Below are 17650 nucleotides of genomic sequence, written 5' to 3' on the forward strand. Positions count from 1 at the left end.
AACGTGAGGTGAAGAAATGGCAAAACAAAAGCAAAGAGGGACGAAGGCGAAAGCAAGACGTACGATAAAGCCAACTTTGTATTATGAAATCGTTGGTTTAACTCTTTTTGCACTTTCAATCATTACGATTTTACAGCTAGGTGTTGTAGGAAAATCGTTTGTGTTGTTTTTTCGCTTCTTCTTTGGTGAGTGGTACATAATTGGTGTGTTAGGTGTAATAGCTTTATCGGTTTCCTTTGTTATAAAACGTGGATGGCCAAACCTTTTAAATAAAAGGTTAATTGGATTTTATTTAATTGTATTGGCGATATTAATGTTTAGTCATATTACATTATTTAACCTACTTACGAAAGATGGAGCAGTGCAAAATACTTCTGTTATTGTGAGTACGAAAGATAACTTCTTTCTTGAAATGAAAAAGGGGCCAGATAGTGTTCATTTAGGTGGAGGTATGTTTGGTGCGCTTATGTTCGCAACATGCTACTTCTTATTTGATGAAGTAGGAGCCTATATTATCGGGATTATATTGGTTATTCTTGGAATACTCTGTATAACCAATAAACATATTGGAGAAGTGCTAGCTCCGGTTGGTAGAATTCTTAGAAGTCAATTTGAAGTGGTGCAAGGGGATTATAAAGATTGGAGATCCAAAAGAGCCGCTGAACAAACAGAAAAGAAAAAAACAACAAGAAGTACACGGAGCAGACGTGCTGCAGAACAAGAAGAAATTATTGAGCCAGTGGAAGAAATCCAAATTGATCCTCCGATTATTTCAAATTTCACTGAGAATTATCCTGTAAATGAAGAAGAGGATAAACGAATCGAAGTAGAACAAGAAGAGTCGATTCCTTCTCCGTTTATCGAAGAAGCTCCACCTGTTGAGGAGCCAAAGAAAAAGCGTGGAGAAAAAATTGTTGAATCGTTAGAGGCGGAAACGCAAGCACCTCCTATGCAATTTTCAAATGTGGAAAATAAAGACTATAAGCTTCCTTCTCTTGATATATTGAAATTCCCAAAAAATAAACAAGTGACAAATGAAAATGCGGAGATTTACGAAAATGCTCGTAAATTAGAACGGACATTCCAAAGTTTTGGTGTGAAAGCGAAAGTAACCAAAGTACATAGAGGTCCGGCAGTTACGAAGTATGAAGTATATCCGGATATGGGAGTGAAGGTAAGTAAAATCGTTAGTTTAAGTGATGATTTAGCGCTTGCATTAGCGGCGAAAGATATTCGTATTGAAGCACCAATTCCCGGGAAATCAGCTGTAGGGATTGAGGTTCCGAATTCGGAAGTTTCTATGGTAACGCTTAGAGAGGTTCTGGATTCAAAGGCTAATAATCATCCGGAAGAAAAGCTATTAATTGGTCTTGGACGAGATATTACAGGGGAAGCGGTATTAGCTCGTTTAAATAAAATGCCCCATTTACTAGTAGCTGGTGCGACTGGTAGTGGGAAAAGTGTATGTATTAACGGTATTATTGTTAGTATTTTAATGCGTGCAAAACCGCATGAAGTAAAATTAATGATGATTGATCCGAAAATGGTAGAGTTAAATGTATATAATGGTGTTCCGCACTTATTAACGCCAGTTGTAACTGATCCGAAAAAGGCGTCACAGGCTTTGAAAAAAGTTGTAAGTGAGATGGAGCGTCGTTACGAATTATTTGCTCATAGTGGAACGCGTAACATTGAAGGATACAATGACTATATTAAAGAGCACAACAGTCAATCAGAAGCGAAACAACCTGAATTACCGTATATTGTAGTAATTGTGGACGAGCTGGCAGACTTAATGATGGTTGCTTCTTCAGATGTAGAGGATGCAATTATGCGTTTAGCACAAATGGCGCGTGCTGCTGGTATTCATTTAATTATCGCGACGCAACGTCCGTCAGTTGATGTTATTACCGGTGTTATTAAAGCAAATATTCCATCACGTATTGCATTTGCTGTATCTTCTCAAACAGATTCTCGTACAATTCTTGACGGTGGTGGTGCAGAGAAGCTGCTAGGCCGAGGGGATATGTTGTTCATACCAATTGGTGCATCGAAGCCTGTGCGTGTACAAGGCGCATTTTTATCAGACGATGAAGTTGAAAGAGTTGTAGAATATGTTATTGGGCAGCAAAAAGCACAATATCAAGAAGATATGATTCCGCAAGATGTTCCTGATACAAAGCAGGAAGTAGAAGATGAATTATATGATGAAGCAGTTCAACTCGTAGTGGAAATGCAAACGGCCTCTGTTTCTATGCTGCAACGTAGATTTAGAGTAGGGTATACGCGAGCTGCTCGTTTAATTGATGCAATGGAAATGAATGGTGTAGTAGGCCCTTATGAAGGTAGTAAACCGAGAGAAGTACTTATAAATGATGTGCAAGAAAAAAGTTCTTAAAAAAAGCCTAATTGTTTTTACAATTAGGCTTTTTTATATGCTGTTTTTGTTATATACTATAGTCAACGATAAAGAAAGGGCTTACATCTAGGTAATTTCTTTAGAATGCGAATACTACGAGTATGATTTTTATAAACGTTCGATATTCAATGTAGAAAAATGTTAAATTTTGTTGACACGTATGGGAGCAAGTGGTAAGATTACTTCGAAAAGAATCACTGCCTCATATAATCTTGGAGATAAGGTCCATAAGTTTCTACCTAGCAACCATGAATTGCTGGACTATGAGGGGAAAAGTGTGTAACAAAGGATGTAAGGAATCTTTGTGCCGAACTTTTTCTCGATATGAGGAATGTTTATGGTGCAAAGTTTTTTTTATGGAGTAAAGAGTGAAAATTTATTCTTGAAAAATTATTAATATTTATTCGACGATTATGTTTATTTTTAGTATTTAGTAATTTACTATGTTGTAAGTTGAAAAAAGAGAAAAGAAGTCTTACATCAGAGGTCGAATAATTGAAATGCGGGGGAGTCTTATGTCAGTAAAATCCGATAGTCGTCACCTATATTTACGGGTGATAGATCACATCAAAGAAAAAATTAAAGATGGAGCTTACAAAGAAAGACAAAAGTTACCGTCAGAGTTTGATTTAGCGAAAGAACTTGGCGTAAGTAGAGCAACTTTAAGGGAAGCACTGCGTATTTTAGAGGAAGAAAATGTTGTTATTCGTAGACATGGTGTGGGGACATTTGTAAATGCGAAACCGCTATTTTCTTCTGGAATTGAGCAACTTTCTAGTATTACAGATATGATTTCTAGTGTGGGGAAAACACCAGGAACAATCTTTTTATCATCATCTACAACAACTTTAACAGAAGAAGAAAAAGAGAAATTTAATTGTGAAGATGGATTTAATGCAGTAATGATTGAGCGTGTGCGTACAGCAGATGGGGAACCAGTTGTATATTGCGTTGATAAACTGGCAAAAGAGATTTTACCAGATTTATCAGGATACAATGAGGAATCGTTGCTTACTGTTATACATAATAATACGCACAAACGTATTACGTACGCGGTTGCTCACATTGAGCCAATAGGTTATCATCCGAAAATTTCACCGATTTTAGAATGTGAACCTGAAACGGCGCTGCTAGTTTTAAAGCAAATGCACTATGATCAAAATGATGAACCAATTTTGTATTCTATCAATTACTTTAGAGCTGATAAGTTTAGCTTCCACGTATTAAGAAAGCGTATGTAGGCATGTTCCATTTTAGGGAGGTGACAGCAAGAAGTTAGGGACAGCAGCGTAAGAATAAAGAGATATATTTATTATTTTAGGAGGGGTTTCTAGTATGAAGAAAAAAACAGGTCTATTATTATCGTTAACGTTAGCAGCAAGTACAGTGTTAGGTGCATGTGGTAATTCGGATAAAGCGGATGGCGGCAAAAAAGATGATAAAGAGTTTAAAGTTGGTATGGTTACAGATGTTGGGGGCGTTGATGATAAATCATTCAACCAATCTTCTTGGGAAGGTTTAAAAAAGTTTGGTAAAGATAATAAATTAAAAGAAAAAACAAATTATCGTTACCTACAGTCTGAAAAAGAAGCAGATTATATTCCAAACTTAAAGAAATTTTCGAAAGATAAGTATGATTTATCTTTCGGAATTGGTTATAAATTAGAAGGTGCAATTAAAGAGGTAGCAAAAGAATCTCCAAAACAACAATTCGCAATCGTTGATACTGTTGTAGATGCACCAAACGTAACGAGCATTACATTTAAAGATCATGAAGGGTCATTCCTTGTAGGTGCGGTGGCAGCTATGTCAACAAAAACGAATAAAGTAGGATTTGTTGGTGGAATGAAGAGTGATTTAATTAGTAAATTTGAAAATGGATTTAAAGCTGGTGCAAAAGCAGTAAATCCAAACATTGAAATCGTATCTGAATATGCAGAAGCATTCGATAAGCCTGAAAAAGGTACAGTTCTTGCTTCAGCAATGTACGGTGGAGGCGTAGATGTAATTTATCATGCTGCTGGTGGTACAGGTAACGGCGTATTCACTGAAGCGAAAAACCGTAAGAAAAAAGGTGAGAACGTTTGGGTAATCGGTGTTGACCGTGACCAACATCAAGAAGGTATGCCTGAAAACGTAACATTAACTTCAATGGTAAAACGTGTAGATATCGCTGTTGAAAAAGTAGCACAAGAAGCAAAAGATGGTAAATTAGAAGGCGGTAAAGTAGAAGCATTTGGTTTAAAAGATGACGGTGTTGGTATTGCAAAAACAACTGACAACGTGAAAAAAGTTAATCCTGAAATTTTAACAAAAGTAGAAGAGCTTGAAAAGAAAATCACAGATGGTGAAATTAAAGTGCCAGCTACAGATAAAGAGTATAAAGAATATGAAGCTTCTCTAAAAAAATAAATAGAGAAATAGCAAAGGTTAGTTCATAGAACTAACCTTTGTATGTATAAAACTTCCAAATTGCTTAATAAGTTAATAGTGTAATAGGGGAATGTTCCCTGTTAAAAGGAGGAACACAATGGAATACGTAATTGAGATGAATAACATTACGAAAGTATTCCCAGGCATTGTAGCGAATGATGATATTACGCTGCAAGTAAAGCAGGGAGAAATACATGCTTTACTTGGAGAAAATGGTGCAGGGAAATCCACATTGATGAATGTACTATTTGGTTTGTACCAGCCAGAACAAGGTGAAATTAAAATTAAAGGGAAACCTGTAAAAATTACAAACCCAAATATAGCAAATGACCTTGGTATTGGGATGGTCCATCAGCACTTTATGCTTGTTCATAATTTTACAGTTACTGAGAATATTATTCTCGGAAATGAGCCGAAGAAAAAAGGGAAAATTGCTGTTGAAGAAGCTGCTAAAGAAATCCAAAAATTGTCTGAGCAATACGGTTTAGCTGTAGATCCATATGCAAAAATACAGGATATTTCTGTTGGTATGCAACAGCGTGTTGAAATTTTGAAAACACTTTATCGAGGGGCAGAAATTTTAATATTTGATGAACCGACGGCAGTGTTAACACCACAAGAAATTCATGAGCTTATTCAAATTATGAAAAAGCTTGTACAAGAAGGTAAATCTATCATTCTTATTACACATAAGTTGAAAGAAATTATGGAAGTTTGCGATCGTTGTACAATTATTCGTAAAGGAAAAGGGATTGGAACGGTTGACGTTGCAAATACGGATGAACATAAACTTGCAGAATTAATGGTCGGACGTCAAGTGAATTTCAAAACAGAAAAAATAGACGCTAAGCCAAAAGAAGAAGTACTTTCAATTGCAAACATTGTTGTTCACGATGCGCGCCAACTACCTGCTGTAAAAGGCCTTGACTTAACTGTTCGTGCGGGGGAAATTGTTGGTATTGCAGGGATTGATGGAAATGGACAAAGTGAATTAATAGAAGCAATTACTGGTTTACGAAAAGTTGAGTCAGGTTCTATTGCAATTAAAGGAAAAGAAATAACGAATTGGCCTGTTAGAAGAATAACAGAAGAAGGAATTGGTCATATTCCAGAAGATCGTCATAAACACGGACTCGTTCTTGATTTTTCTGTTAGAGATAATATAGTTCTGCAAACTTACTATAAAAATCCGTTTTCAAAAAAAGGGATTTTAAATTTCAGCAAAATTACAGAAAAAGCAAAGGCGCTTATTGAACAGTTTGATGTACGTACGCCAAGTGAGCAAACGTTAGCGCGTGCTCTATCTGGTGGAAATCAGCAAAAAGCAATTATTGCACGTGAAGTAGACCGTGATCCAGATTTATTAATCGCTGCGCAACCAACACGTGGTTTAGATGTGGGAGCAATTGAATTTATTCATAAGAGATTAATAGAACAAAGGGATAAAGGAAAAGCAGTGCTACTTTTATCACTAGAGTTAGAGGAAATCTTAAATGTTAGTGATCGAATTGCTGTTATTTACGAAGGGAAAATTGTGGCAATTGTTGATGCGAAAGAAACGAACGAACAACAGCTTGGATTGTTAATGGCTGGAGGAACAAAGAAAGAGCAGGTGGGTACAAATGGCTAAAAAACTTTTAACAGAACGAACGATAAATATTTTAGTCCCAGTACTATCCGTTATTTTCGGCTTACTTGTAGGAGCAATTGTAATGCTAGTTAGTGGGTATGATCCAATAGTTGGTTATAGTGCACTTTGGACAGGAATGTTCGGCAGTGCAAGTGCAATTGGTGAGACGCTTCGTACAATGATACCGCTTATTCTTGCTGGATTATCTGTGGCGTTTGCATTTCGTACAGGCCTATTTAATATCGGAGTAGAGGGTCAATTGTTAGTTGGTTGGCTTGCGGCAGTTTGGTTTGGTTATGCAGTTTCGCTACCAGCTGTTCTTCACATTCCATTATCTATTTTATTTGCAGCGTTGGTGGGAGGAATATGGGGCTTTATTCCTGGATACTTAAAAGGAAAGTTTCAAGTTAATGAAGTTATTGTAACAATTATGATGAACTATATCGCGTTATTTGTAACATATGACATCATTAAGCGCTTTTTACATGAGGGTAATGATAAAACGTACGACATTAAAGAGAGTGCGTCATTATCTTCTGATTGGCTTGCTTCCATTACTGATGGTTCACGCCTTCACTGGGGAATTATTGTGGCCATTTTAGTAGCTATCTTAATGTGGTTCTTATTAGATCGAACAACTTTAGGTTACGAATTAAAGTCAGTAGGATTTAATCAACATGCTTCTCAATATGCAGGTATGAAAGTTTCTCGTAATGTAGTATTCTCTATGACAATTGCTGGTGCATTTGCAGGGATTGGTGGAGCAATGGAAGGATTAGGAACATTCCAAAGTATGACAGCGATGTCTTCGTTTACGGGAGTCGGATTTGACGGAATTGCCGTAGCGCTCCTTGGAGGAAATAACCCGTTTGGTATTATTCTTTCAGCATTATTATTTGGCGGTTTGAAAAGTGCTTCCCCTCAAATGAACTTTGAGGCAGATGTACCATCAGAGCTTATTAACGTAATTATTGCGTGTATCATCTTCTTTGTTGCATGTAGTTATGTGTTAAGATGGGCGCTTACACGCATGAGCAAGGAGGGGAAATAAATGAGCTTTTTAGATATATTAGCCATTCTTGTGACGGGTACGTTATATACATCAGCACCTATAATTTTCACAGCACTAGGTGGTGTATTTAGTGAAAGATCAGGTGTTGTAAATATCGGATTAGAAGGACTAATGCTATTTGGTGCATTTATTGGAGTTGTTACAAACCTATTAATGGGCGATACTTGGGGAACGATGACGCCATGGATTGCATTATTATTTGCGGCAATTGGTAGTGGATTATTCGCATTACTTCATGCGGTAGCATCTATTACATTCCGAGCTGATCAAGTTGTAAGTGGTGTAGCGATTAACTTCTTATCTCTTGGTTTAACAGTATTTGCAATTAAGAAGATTTTTGATAAAGGACAGACTGACTTTATTCAGTACCGTATTGAAAAGATTGACATTCCAGGTCTTTCGGATATTCCTGTTATAGGGAAAGTATTTTTCTCAAACGTACCGATAACGTCGTATATTGCCATTATTTTAGCATTCGTTGTTTGGTATGTTATTTATAAAACGCCGTTTGGGCTTCGTCTACGTGCTGTTGGTGAACATCCAATGGCAGCCGATACGATGGGGATTAATGTATATAAAATGCGCTATATCGGTGTTTGTATATCAGGTGTGTTTGCTGGAATTGGTGGGGCAGTTTTTGCAATGTCAATTTCTAATAACTTTTCTGGAGCAACTATTACAGGACAAGGTTTCTTAGCTTTAGCTGCTATGATTTTTGGAAAGTGGAATCCACTAGGTGCATTAGGCGCAGCACTATTCTTTGGTTTTGCACAATCGCTTAGCGTAACAGGTGGAACAATTCCTGTATTAGATCAAATTCCAAGTGTTTTATTAACGATATTACCATATGTATTCACAATATTAGCACTTGTTGGTTTTGTTGGTCGTTCGGAAGCGCCGAAAGCATTAGGAACACCTTATGAAAAAGGAAAACGATAAGAATTTTGTAAGCATAAAAAAGCTCGCACATTAGTGCGGGCTTTTTTACATAGAATATGTTTAATACGGGATTTTTCCATATTCCTTACATACTAAAGTTTTTAGAAAGAATCATATGTAAGCATAATAAGGAAGAAAAGTTGATTTTATATTTCTAAAAACTGTATATTGAAGAGGAATATTCCTACATACGTAAAGGAGGGCTATAAATGAAACTGATGGAACAACAATTACATGAGTTAGGTGGTTTGCGCGTACATATTATTCCAACTGATAAATATAAAACGAATACGTTTGTATTTCGTTTTAAAGCACCTTTGAGTGAGGAGACGGTGACAGAGCGTGCCCTATTGCCATATGTATTGCAAAGTGCGACAGAAAAACTACCTTCTGTAATTCGTCTTCGTCAATATTTAGAAGAATTATATGGATCTTCTTTGGCGGTAGATGTAAGTAAAAAAGGGGAAGATCACATCATCTCCATTTATGTAGACATTGCAAATGAAGTATATTTACATGATGCACCACCGTTATTTGAAAAAGCGCTTTCTATGTTATCGGATATTGTTTTACATCCAGCAACAGAGGGGAACAGTTTTCTACCTTCTATTGTAGAAAGTGAAAAGAGAGCGCTCTTGCAACGAATTGAAGCTACTTATGATGATAAAATGCGCTATGCAAACGAGCGGTTAATCGAAGAAATGTGTAAAGTAGAACCATATCGTTTAAGTGCAAATGGAAAAAAAGAGAGTGTTTCTTCTATTACAAATGAAAGTCTGTATCAATATTATCAAAAAGTGTTAGCGGAAGATGAAATGGATCTTTATATTATTGGTGATATTTCAGAAAACGCAGTTGATCTTGTAAGTAAATATTTTTCTGTTTCGGCGCGTCCTGTGAAAGAAAGAAATGTACTCCTTCATAAGCGAAATAATGAAGAAAAAGAAATTGTTGAAAAACAAGAATTAAAACAAAGTAAATTAAACATTGGCTATCGTACGTTTGTCACATATAAAGATGAAGATTATTTTGCACTGCAATTGTTCAACGGGTTATTTGGAGGATTCTCTCACTCGAAATTATTTGTAAATGTCCGTGAAAAAAATAGCTTAGCGTACTATGCAGCGTCGCGCTTTGAGAGTCATAAAGGTTTATTGTTTGTTATGTCAGGAATCGAAGCGAAAAATTATGAAAAAGCAGTTGAAATTATTAAAGAGCAGATGCTGGCGATGCAAAACGGAGAGTTTTCTGAAGAAGAGATGCATCAAACAAAAAGTGTCATTCAAAATCAAATATTAGAAGCGATTGATACACCGCGCGGATTTGTGGAAATGCTGTATCATGGTATTATTTCGGATCGTACGCGCCCAGTTGGAGAATGGCTTACGGGTATTGAAAGTGTAACGAAGGAAGAGATTGTGAAAGTGGCAAAAAATATTGAACTAGATACAATTTACTTTTTACATGGAACGGAGGGAGAATAAATGGAGAAGATTGTTTATGAGCAATTAAAAGAGACGCTCTATTATGAAAAACTTCCTAACGGATTAGATGTATATATTTTACCAAAGCAAGGCTTTAATAAGACGTTTGCAACGTTTACGACAAAATATGGTTCTATGGATAATACATTTGTACCATTAGGTAAAGAAGAAATGATTCGTGTACCTGATGGGATTGCTCATTTTCTTGAGCATAAATTATTTGAAAAAGAAGACCATGATGCTTTCCAATTGTTTAGTAAACAAGGAGCATCGGCAAATGCTTTTACATCCTTTACACGAACAGCTTACCTTTTTTCATGTACATCAAATGTAGAACGAAATTTAAATACATTGTTAAACTTCGTACAAGAGCCTTACTTCTCTGAAAAAACAGTTGAAAAAGAGAAGGGGATTATCGGGCAGGAAATTCAAATGTATCAAGATAATCCAGATTGGCGCTTATACTTTGGGTTAATTGATAGTTTGTTTGTAAAGCACCCAATTAAAATTGATATTGCAGGGACAATTGAGTCTATTAGTAAAATTACGAAAGATTTATTATATGAATGTTATGAAACATTTTATCATCCGAGTAATATGTTACTATTTGTTGTTGGTGCAATTGATCCAGAGAAAACTATGGATTTAGTACGTGAAAATCAAGCGAAAAAAGATTATAAAAATCAGCCAGAAATTGTACGTTCATTTGAAGAAGAGCCAAATGAAGTAAATGAAAAGAAGAAAATCATTTCGATGCCTGTCCAAACACCGAAATGTTTAGTAGGTATTAAAGCGACAAATTTAAAAGAAAAAGGAAATGCTCTTTTAAAACAAGAAATCGCGCTTACTTTACTTTTAGATTATTTATTCGGGAAAAGTTCTGTTCATTACGAAACTTTATATAATGAAGGGCTTATTGATGATTCGTTCTCGTATGATTATACGGAAGAAAATAACTTTGGTTTTGCAATGGTTGGCGGCGATACGAAGCGTCCGGATGAATTGGCAGAGCGTTTGAAAGATATTTTATTAAAAACAGATTATAATCAATTAGATGAGTCGGCATTAGAGCGAGTGAAGAAAAAGAAAATTGGTGGTTTTTTACGCTCGTTAAATTCACCAGAGTATATTGCAAATCAGTTTACGCGATATGCGTTTAATGAATCTAGCTTATTCGATGCATTGACTGTATTAGAAGGGCTGACCGTTCAAGACTTACAAGAAGTAGCGAAATTATTATTATCAGAAGAAAAAATGAGTGTTTGTCAAGTTTTACCGAAAAAATAAAATTTAAAAGATACCCTCATCTTATTATTGAAAAATTGTAAGATGAGGGTATTATTTAGTTGTGTGAAAGTTGAACTTGTAGAGATAAGAGAGGGAATTTATGAAAAAGTATGCACTAGTAACTGGAGGGAGCGGAGGAATTGGCTCTGCTATTTCAAAACAATTAATTCAGGATGGATATACAGTATATGTTCATTACAATAGCAATAAAAAGAAGGTAACAGAGTTACAAAAGGAATGGGAGGAAGTAATCCCTGTAAAAGCGAATTTAGCCTCTAGTGATGGGGCAGAGCAATTGTGGGAACAAATTGAACATCCTATTGATGTTATCGTATACGCAGCTGGGAAGAGTATCTTTGGACTTGTAACAGATGTAACGAACGAGGAATTGGATTATATGGTGGAACTGCAAGTGAAAAGTGTCTATAAGCTACTATCAATGGCACTTCCGTCAATGATTGGACGAAGAGATGGCAATATTGTAATTGTTTCGTCTATATGGGGGCAAATAGGTGCTTCTTGTGAAGTGCTATATTCCATGGTAAAGGGAGCCCAAAATTCATACGTAAAAGCTTTAGCGAAAGAGGTTTCTTTAAGTGGATTACGTGTAAATGCAGTAGCACCAGGTGCAATTGAAACAGAAATGTTAAGTGCTTTTTCTGAAGAGGATAAAATTGGAATTGCTGAGGACATACCATTAGGTAGAATCGGTTTACCAGAAGAAGTAGCAAAAACAGTGTCATTCCTTGCATCATCAGGGTCATCTTACATAACTGGGCAAATTATCGGAGTGAATGGCGGTTGGCATTGCTAAAAAATTCTTACATAAAAAATGAGAAATTGTACAAATTAAGCATGATTTTATTACTCAATAGTGAGGTGCTTAATTATGTCAGTATTAGAAAATTTCGATCAGTGGAAGAGTTTCTTAGGAGACCGTTTAGAGCAAGCGCAAGGAAAAGGTTTAGATGGTGGCGCGGTATCAGATATGGCATTCCGTGTTGGTGATTACCTTGCTAATGAAGTAGAAGGACGTAATGACCAAGAAAAATTATTAGCCGAGCTTTGGAAAGTTGCTGATGAACAAGAGCAACACACAATCGCAAATTTAATGGTTAAGTTTGTGCAACATAAGTAAAAGTAGAGAGGAGATTCTCCTCTCTACTTTTTTTGTATAATAATTACGCGGGTTAGATTATACATTTAGCTTCCCTATTAAGGTGAAATCATATAATATAGTACGTAGGTGTAAAGTAAGCAAGGGGAGTGATCTTGGATGATTGAATGGTATTTTGAATATGAAATACATAAAAACCGACCTGGCTTGCTTGGTGACGTTTCTTCGTTAATCGGTATGCTCGGCATTAATATTGTCACAATTAATGGTGTGGATAATGCAAGGCGTGGTTTACTCCTTATGTGTGATAATCAAGAGCAAATCTCTAGACTTGAATCAATTTTAAATACGATGGATAACATAACGGTAACGAAATATCGTCCGCCAAAGCTAAGAGATAAGCTAGCGGTTAGACATGGTAGGTATATACAACGAGATGCAGATGATAAGAAAACATTTCGATTTGTACGTGATGAATTAGGCTTACTTGTTGACTTTATGGCGGAGATAATGAAAAAAGAAGGCCATAAACTAATTGGGATACGAGGAATGCCTCGTGTTGGAAAAACAGAATCCATTGTTGCTGCAAGTGTTTGTGCAAATAAAAGATGGTTGTTTGTATCATCTACTCTTATTAAGCAAACTGTTCGTAGTCAATTGATTGAAGATGAGTATAGCGACGACAATATTTTCATCCTAGATGGAATTGTGTCAACAAAGCGTGCAAATGAAAGACATTGGCAGCTTGTTCGTGAAATTATGAGATTGCCTGCAACAAAAGTTGTGGAGCATCCTGATGTATTTGTGAGTCAGTCAGAATATACATTGGATGATTTTGATTATATTATCGAGTTACGTAACGATTATGATGAAGAAATTCAATATAATTTAGTAGATGAAATTGAGCAAGGTACGCAAAATAATTTCTCTATGTTCGACTTTTAAAGAAATATTGAGGTGTTAGTAGTGACAGAATTAGGACAAAAGCTGAAAGAAGCAAGAGAAGCGAAAGGCTTGTCTATCGATCAGCTGCATGAGATTACAAAAATTCAAAAACGTCATTTAGTAGCGATTGAAGAAGGCAATTATGATGTATTGCCGGGAGCTTTTTATGCGCGTGCATTCATTAAACAATATGCAGATGCTGTTGGATTAAATGGAGAGGAACTGCTTGTAGAATATCAGAGTACGATACCACAATCTGAAAAGCGTGAAGTCCCACAAGTATCAACTGGACAAAAAACACAAGAAACAATGCAAAAATCTTCATCATGGCCAATTGCAGATCATATGCCGAAAATCTTAGTTGCGCTGTTAGTAATCGCATGTGGAGTGGTAATTTGGTTTGTGTTTCAAGCGTTAACTGGAAAAAATGATGAGAAAGTTCCAAGTGCTCAAAGTGAGAAAATTGAAGTTAAAAAAGCGGAAAACTCTCCGTTAGATACGAAGAAAGAAGAAGCGAAAGCGGAAGAACCAAAGAAAGAAGAACCGAAAAAAGAAGAGCCAAAGAAAGAGGAACAACCAACACAACCAACGGGACAACAAGAAGTGAAAGTAGTTGGAACAAGTGGTAATGTATCTACTTTGGAAATTCATAATAATAAAACGTTAGAGCTGGAAATTATAACAAAAGATGCAAGTTATGTAGGTATTAAAAATGAGGCAGGAAATGATATCTTTAGCGGTATTATACAGGCGGGCCAGACCCAAAAATATGATTTATCAACAGCGAAAGAGGTAAACCTTAATATAGGAAGTGCACCGAATGTTGAATTTAAATTGAATGGCCAAGTCGTTACATTCCCATTGAATCCAGAAGAGAATTATCACCAAAAATTCTTGATTAAAAATCTAGGGATAGAGCAACCTGCACAATAACAGTCATCGCTTCGATGACTTTTTTCAATGAACAAATGTTTTTGATATGATGGAGGAATAGCTGTGAATTTACCAAATAAAATTACAATATCTAGAATCTTCTTAATTCCAATTTTTATGGTAATTATGTTAGCGCCTTTTAATTGGGGTTCATACACAATTGGTAATGTTGATTTACCAATTCAACATTTAGTAGGAGCACTTATCTTTATTGTTGCTTCAGCTACAGATTGGATCGATGGACATTACGCAAGAAAGTATAATCTTGTAACGAATTTAGGGAAATTTCTTGACCCGTTAGCGGATAAATTACTTGTTTCAGCGGCACTTATTACGTTAGTAGAGATGCAATATGTACCTGCTTGGATTGTTATTGTAATTATAAGCCGTGAGTTTGCAGTAACAGGTTTACGCCTTGTACTTGCTGGAACAGGAGAAGTAGTTGCAGCAAATCAGCTAGGGAAAATTAAGACTTGGACACAAATTATCGCGATTGCAGCATATTTATTACACGATGTACCTTTAAATTTAATCCATATTCCGGTTGCTGATATTTTTATATGGATTGCATTATTCTTTACTGTTATTTCAGGATGGGATTATTTCTGGAAAAATAGAGCTGCTTTTGTAAACTCAAAATAGAAGTTTATGGGGGAATTGGGATGAATGCTGAGATTATTGCGGTTGGAACTGAATTATTACTTGGACAAATTGCAAATACAAATGCCCAGTTTTTATCTGAAAAGTTAGCTTCAATCGGAATTAACGTGTACTACCATACTGTAGTTGGGGATAATAACAAACGATTACAGCAGGCGATTGAAGTTGCGGAAGAACGTGCGGACATGCTTATTTTTACAGGTGGATTAGGCCCGACAAAAGATGATTTGACGAAGGAAACAATTGCGTCTAGCTTAGGAGAAGAGCTTGTATATGATGAAAAGGCATTAGCATCAATAAGCGATTATTTTAAGCGTACAGGTCGTGAGTTCACTGAAAATAATAAAAAGCAGGCACTTGTTTTGAATGGAGCAAATGTATTTGCCAATGATCACGGTATGGCGCCTGGTATGGGGTTAAATAAGAACGGAAAAGTTTATATTTTGTTACCAGGACCACCGAAAGAAATGAAGCCGATGTATGTAAGTTATGTAGAGCCTTTTTTACGTAACTTTACAACGGGAGAAAACATTTATTCTCGTGTGCTTCGCTTCTTCGGGATTGGGGAATCTCAATTAGAGGTGAAAGTTCAAGATTTAATTGATGGACAAACGAACCCGACAATCGCCCCACTCGCAAATGATGGAGAAGTGACATTACGTTTAACTGCAAAGCATCAAAATGCTGAGGAAGCGGAGAAACTCATTCAGCGTATAGAAGATTTGATTTTAGAAAGAGTAGGAGAATTTTTCTACGGATATGACCAAGAATTTCTGCATTATAAGGCAATAGAGTTATTGAAGAAAAAAGAATTAACTTTAGCTTGTGCGGAAAGTTTAACAGGTGGTCTTTTCGGAAATCAAGTAACAGAAATTTCGGGTGTATCTTCCGTATTTAAAGGCGGTGTCATTTGTTATCATAATGATGTGAAGCAGCATGTTTTGCATGTGCCTGAAGAAATATTGCATACGGATGGTGCAGTTAGTAAAGAATGTGCTCGTTATCTTGCTGAAAATGTTAAAGAATTATTAAAAGCGGATATCGGAATTAGTTTCACTGGGGTAGCAGGACCAGATGCTTCAGAACATAAAGAGCCGGGAACAGTATTTGTTGGATTGGCGATTAAGGATGAACAAACTGTAGTCTTTTCTCTTAATTTAAGCGGAAGTCGTCAACAAATTAGGGAACGCTCAGCAAAATATGGATTTTATCATTTGTATAAAAAGCTAGAAGAGATATAAGTCTCTTTTAGCTTTTTTTTAATGGTTAAATGCAGTTTTATTTAATGGAAAATAAAAAAATCGAATAAATGTTCGATTTTTGTTGGCAAATTGAATTGAAAATAGGTATAATAAGATTAGCAATTCAGTTAAGGAGGAATTTTGAATGAGTGATCGTCAAGCGGCATTAGATATGGCGTTAAAACAAATAGAGAAGCAATTCGGTAAAGGTTCAATTATGAAATTAGGAGAACAAGCGGAGCGTAGAGTTTCTACAATTTCAAGTGGTTCTTTAGCACTTGATGTGGCACTAGGGGTAGGCGGATACCCACGTGGCCGTATTATTGAAATTTACGGACCTGAAAGTTCAGGTAAAACAACAGTTTCATTACACGCAATCGCTGAAGTACAGCGTCAAGGTGGACAAGCAGCGTTCATTGATGCGGAGCATGCGATGGATCCTGTATATGCACAAAAATTAGGCGTTAACATAGATGAATTACTATTATCACAACCTGATACAGGGGAGCAAGGTTTAGAAATCGCAGAAGCACTTGTACGAAGTGGTGCGGTTGATATTATTGTAATTGACTCTGTAGCAGCTCTTGTACCGAAAGCTGAGATTGAAGGAGACATGGGTGACTCACACGTAGGTTTACAAGCTCGTTTAATGTCTCAAGCACTTCGTAAACTTTCAGGTGCAATTAATAAATCAAAAACAATCGCAATCTTTATTAACCAAATTCGTGAAAAAGTTGGGGTTATGTTTGGAAATCAACTACAAGTTGCTTAATCAGTGTGTAGTACTTGAATCTTTATTTGTCTTCCTCATTTAAGTCTTTATAAGGGATTTCTTATAAGGAGAGATTAAAGTGGCAGTGACAATTGGAAATAGAACTTATCGAAAAATAGAACAATGGCAAGTGGATTTTATTGTGAAACATGCGGATAGAAAATTAAAAGATATAGGTAAAGAAATTAATCTTGATGAAAGGCGAGTAGGTGAAATATTAAAGCTACTCGGAATTAAAAGAAACAGACATAGGAAGATTTACTTACCTAAAACCGCAGAAGTTGAACAAGAGTTGAAAAATCCATATTTATCACATGTTGACATTGCCGTTAAGTATGGTGTGTCCGATACATGTGTTGCTAAAAGGAGAAAAGAGCTTAATGTAAAGGTCAGAAAGAAAAATTATGATACTTTACTGGAACAACAGATTGAAGAGATATTGTTAAGCTTAGATTTGGCGTTCATTAAGCAAAAAAGAATCGATAAGTGGTCTATTGATTTCTACTTAGGTAGAAAATATTGTTTAGATGTCCATGGGAAATGGGCACACTCACTCCCGAAAATAAAAGAACGAGATAAAAGAAAACTTTTATTTATGGAAGAGAGCTGTTATAAATATCTTGTTATACATGAAGAAGAGCTAGCAAATAAAGAAAAAGTCTTGCAAAAGATTAAGGAGTTTACCTTGGGTTTCCCTTGCTAGTGATAGCATGTTAAA

Annotated in this window: 15 protein-coding genes, 1 pseudogene and 1 riboswitch; all 16 genes and pseudogenes read left to right on the forward strand. The window is 36.0% G+C overall.

Translation table 11 applies throughout. The features are described 5' to 3' along the window. The first annotated feature begins 16 nt into the window (after positions 1–16). Positions 17–2398, forward strand: coding sequence for a DNA translocase FtsK (locus tag BAQ48_RS25650; RefSeq protein ID WP_071713249.1), 2382 nt, complete (start codon positions 17–19; stop codon positions 2396–2398). A 203-nt stretch (positions 2399–2601) separates the two neighbouring features. Continuing rightward, a riboswitch (purine riboswitch) is annotated at positions 2602–2703 on the forward strand. 231 nt (positions 2704–2934) lie between these two features. Further along, positions 2935–3660: a GntR family transcriptional regulator gene (locus tag BAQ48_RS25655; protein ID WP_000114180.1), complete on the forward strand. Its 726-nt coding sequence runs from the start codon at positions 2935–2937 to the stop codon at positions 3658–3660. 94 nt (positions 3661–3754) lie between these two features. After that, positions 3755–4831 (forward strand): BMP family lipoprotein, encoded by a 1077-nt coding sequence (locus tag BAQ48_RS25660; RefSeq protein WP_071713250.1) that lies wholly within the window; start codon positions 3755–3757, stop codon positions 4829–4831. 118 nt (positions 4832–4949) lie between these two features. Further along, entirely contained in the window at positions 4950–6482 is a 1533-nt protein-coding gene (locus BAQ48_RS25665) for an ABC transporter ATP-binding protein (protein WP_000456910.1), read from the forward strand. Beyond that, entirely contained in the window at positions 6475–7533 is a 1059-nt protein-coding gene (locus BAQ48_RS25670; RefSeq protein ID WP_001085256.1) for an ABC transporter permease, read from the forward strand. The genes BAQ48_RS25665 and BAQ48_RS25670 overlap by 8 nt, the downstream gene beginning before the upstream one ends. Beyond that, a complete protein-coding gene (locus tag BAQ48_RS25675) occupies positions 7534–8493 on the forward strand; it encodes an ABC transporter permease (protein ID WP_000008854.1) in 960 nt (319 codons plus the stop codon). A gap of 209 nt (positions 8494–8702) precedes the next feature. After that, positions 8703–9977, forward strand: a complete 1275-nt coding sequence (yfmF, locus tag BAQ48_RS25680; RefSeq protein WP_071713251.1) for an EF-P 5-aminopentanol modification-associated protein YfmF — start codon at positions 8703–8705, stop codon at positions 9975–9977. After that, a complete protein-coding gene (yfmH, locus tag BAQ48_RS25685) occupies positions 9978–11264 on the forward strand; it encodes an EF-P 5-aminopentanol modification-associated protein YfmH (RefSeq protein ID WP_071713252.1) in 1287 nt (428 codons plus the stop codon). A gap of 100 nt (positions 11265–11364) precedes the next feature. Continuing rightward, entirely contained in the window at positions 11365–12078 is a 714-nt protein-coding gene (gene ymfI, locus BAQ48_RS25690; protein WP_071713253.1) for an elongation factor P 5-aminopentanone reductase, read from the forward strand. Positions 12079–12153: 75 nt separating this feature from the next. Next, entirely contained in the window at positions 12154–12402 is a 249-nt protein-coding gene (locus BAQ48_RS25695; protein WP_000114504.1) for a DUF3243 domain-containing protein, read from the forward strand. Positions 12403–12540: 138 nt separating this feature from the next. Then, positions 12541–13326 (forward strand): DUF3388 domain-containing protein, encoded by a 786-nt coding sequence (locus tag BAQ48_RS25700; RefSeq protein ID WP_000574107.1) that lies wholly within the window; start codon positions 12541–12543, stop codon positions 13324–13326. A gap of 21 nt (positions 13327–13347) precedes the next feature. After that, complete coding sequence (locus tag BAQ48_RS25705) at positions 13348–14259, forward strand: helix-turn-helix domain-containing protein (protein ID WP_071713254.1); 912 nt, start codon at positions 13348–13350, stop codon at positions 14257–14259. A 63-nt stretch (positions 14260–14322) separates the two neighbouring features. Next, positions 14323–14901 (forward strand): CDP-diacylglycerol--glycerol-3-phosphate 3-phosphatidyltransferase, encoded by a 579-nt coding sequence (gene pgsA, locus BAQ48_RS25710; RefSeq protein ID WP_071713255.1) that lies wholly within the window; start codon positions 14323–14325, stop codon positions 14899–14901. A 20-nt stretch (positions 14902–14921) separates the two neighbouring features. Continuing rightward, a complete protein-coding gene (gene cinA, locus BAQ48_RS25715) occupies positions 14922–16160 on the forward strand; it encodes a competence/damage-inducible protein CinA (RefSeq protein ID WP_071713256.1) in 1239 nt (412 codons plus the stop codon). Positions 16161–16305: 145 nt separating this feature from the next. After that, a pseudogene (gene recA, locus BAQ48_RS25720) lies at positions 16306–16914 on the forward strand (recombinase RecA); the annotation flags it as partial. Between the two features lie 97 nt (positions 16915–17011). Next, the gene (locus tag BAQ48_RS25725) at positions 17012–17635 is read left to right on the forward strand and encodes a PDDEXK family nuclease (RefSeq protein WP_071713257.1); all 624 of its coding nucleotides are present in this window, start codon (positions 17012–17014) and stop codon (positions 17633–17635) included. Positions 17636–17650 lie beyond the last annotated feature (15 nt).

It is taken from the genome of Bacillus luti (assembly GCF_001884105.1).
Taxonomy (GTDB): domain Bacteria; phylum Bacillota; class Bacilli; order Bacillales; family Bacillaceae_G; genus Bacillus_A; species Bacillus_A luti.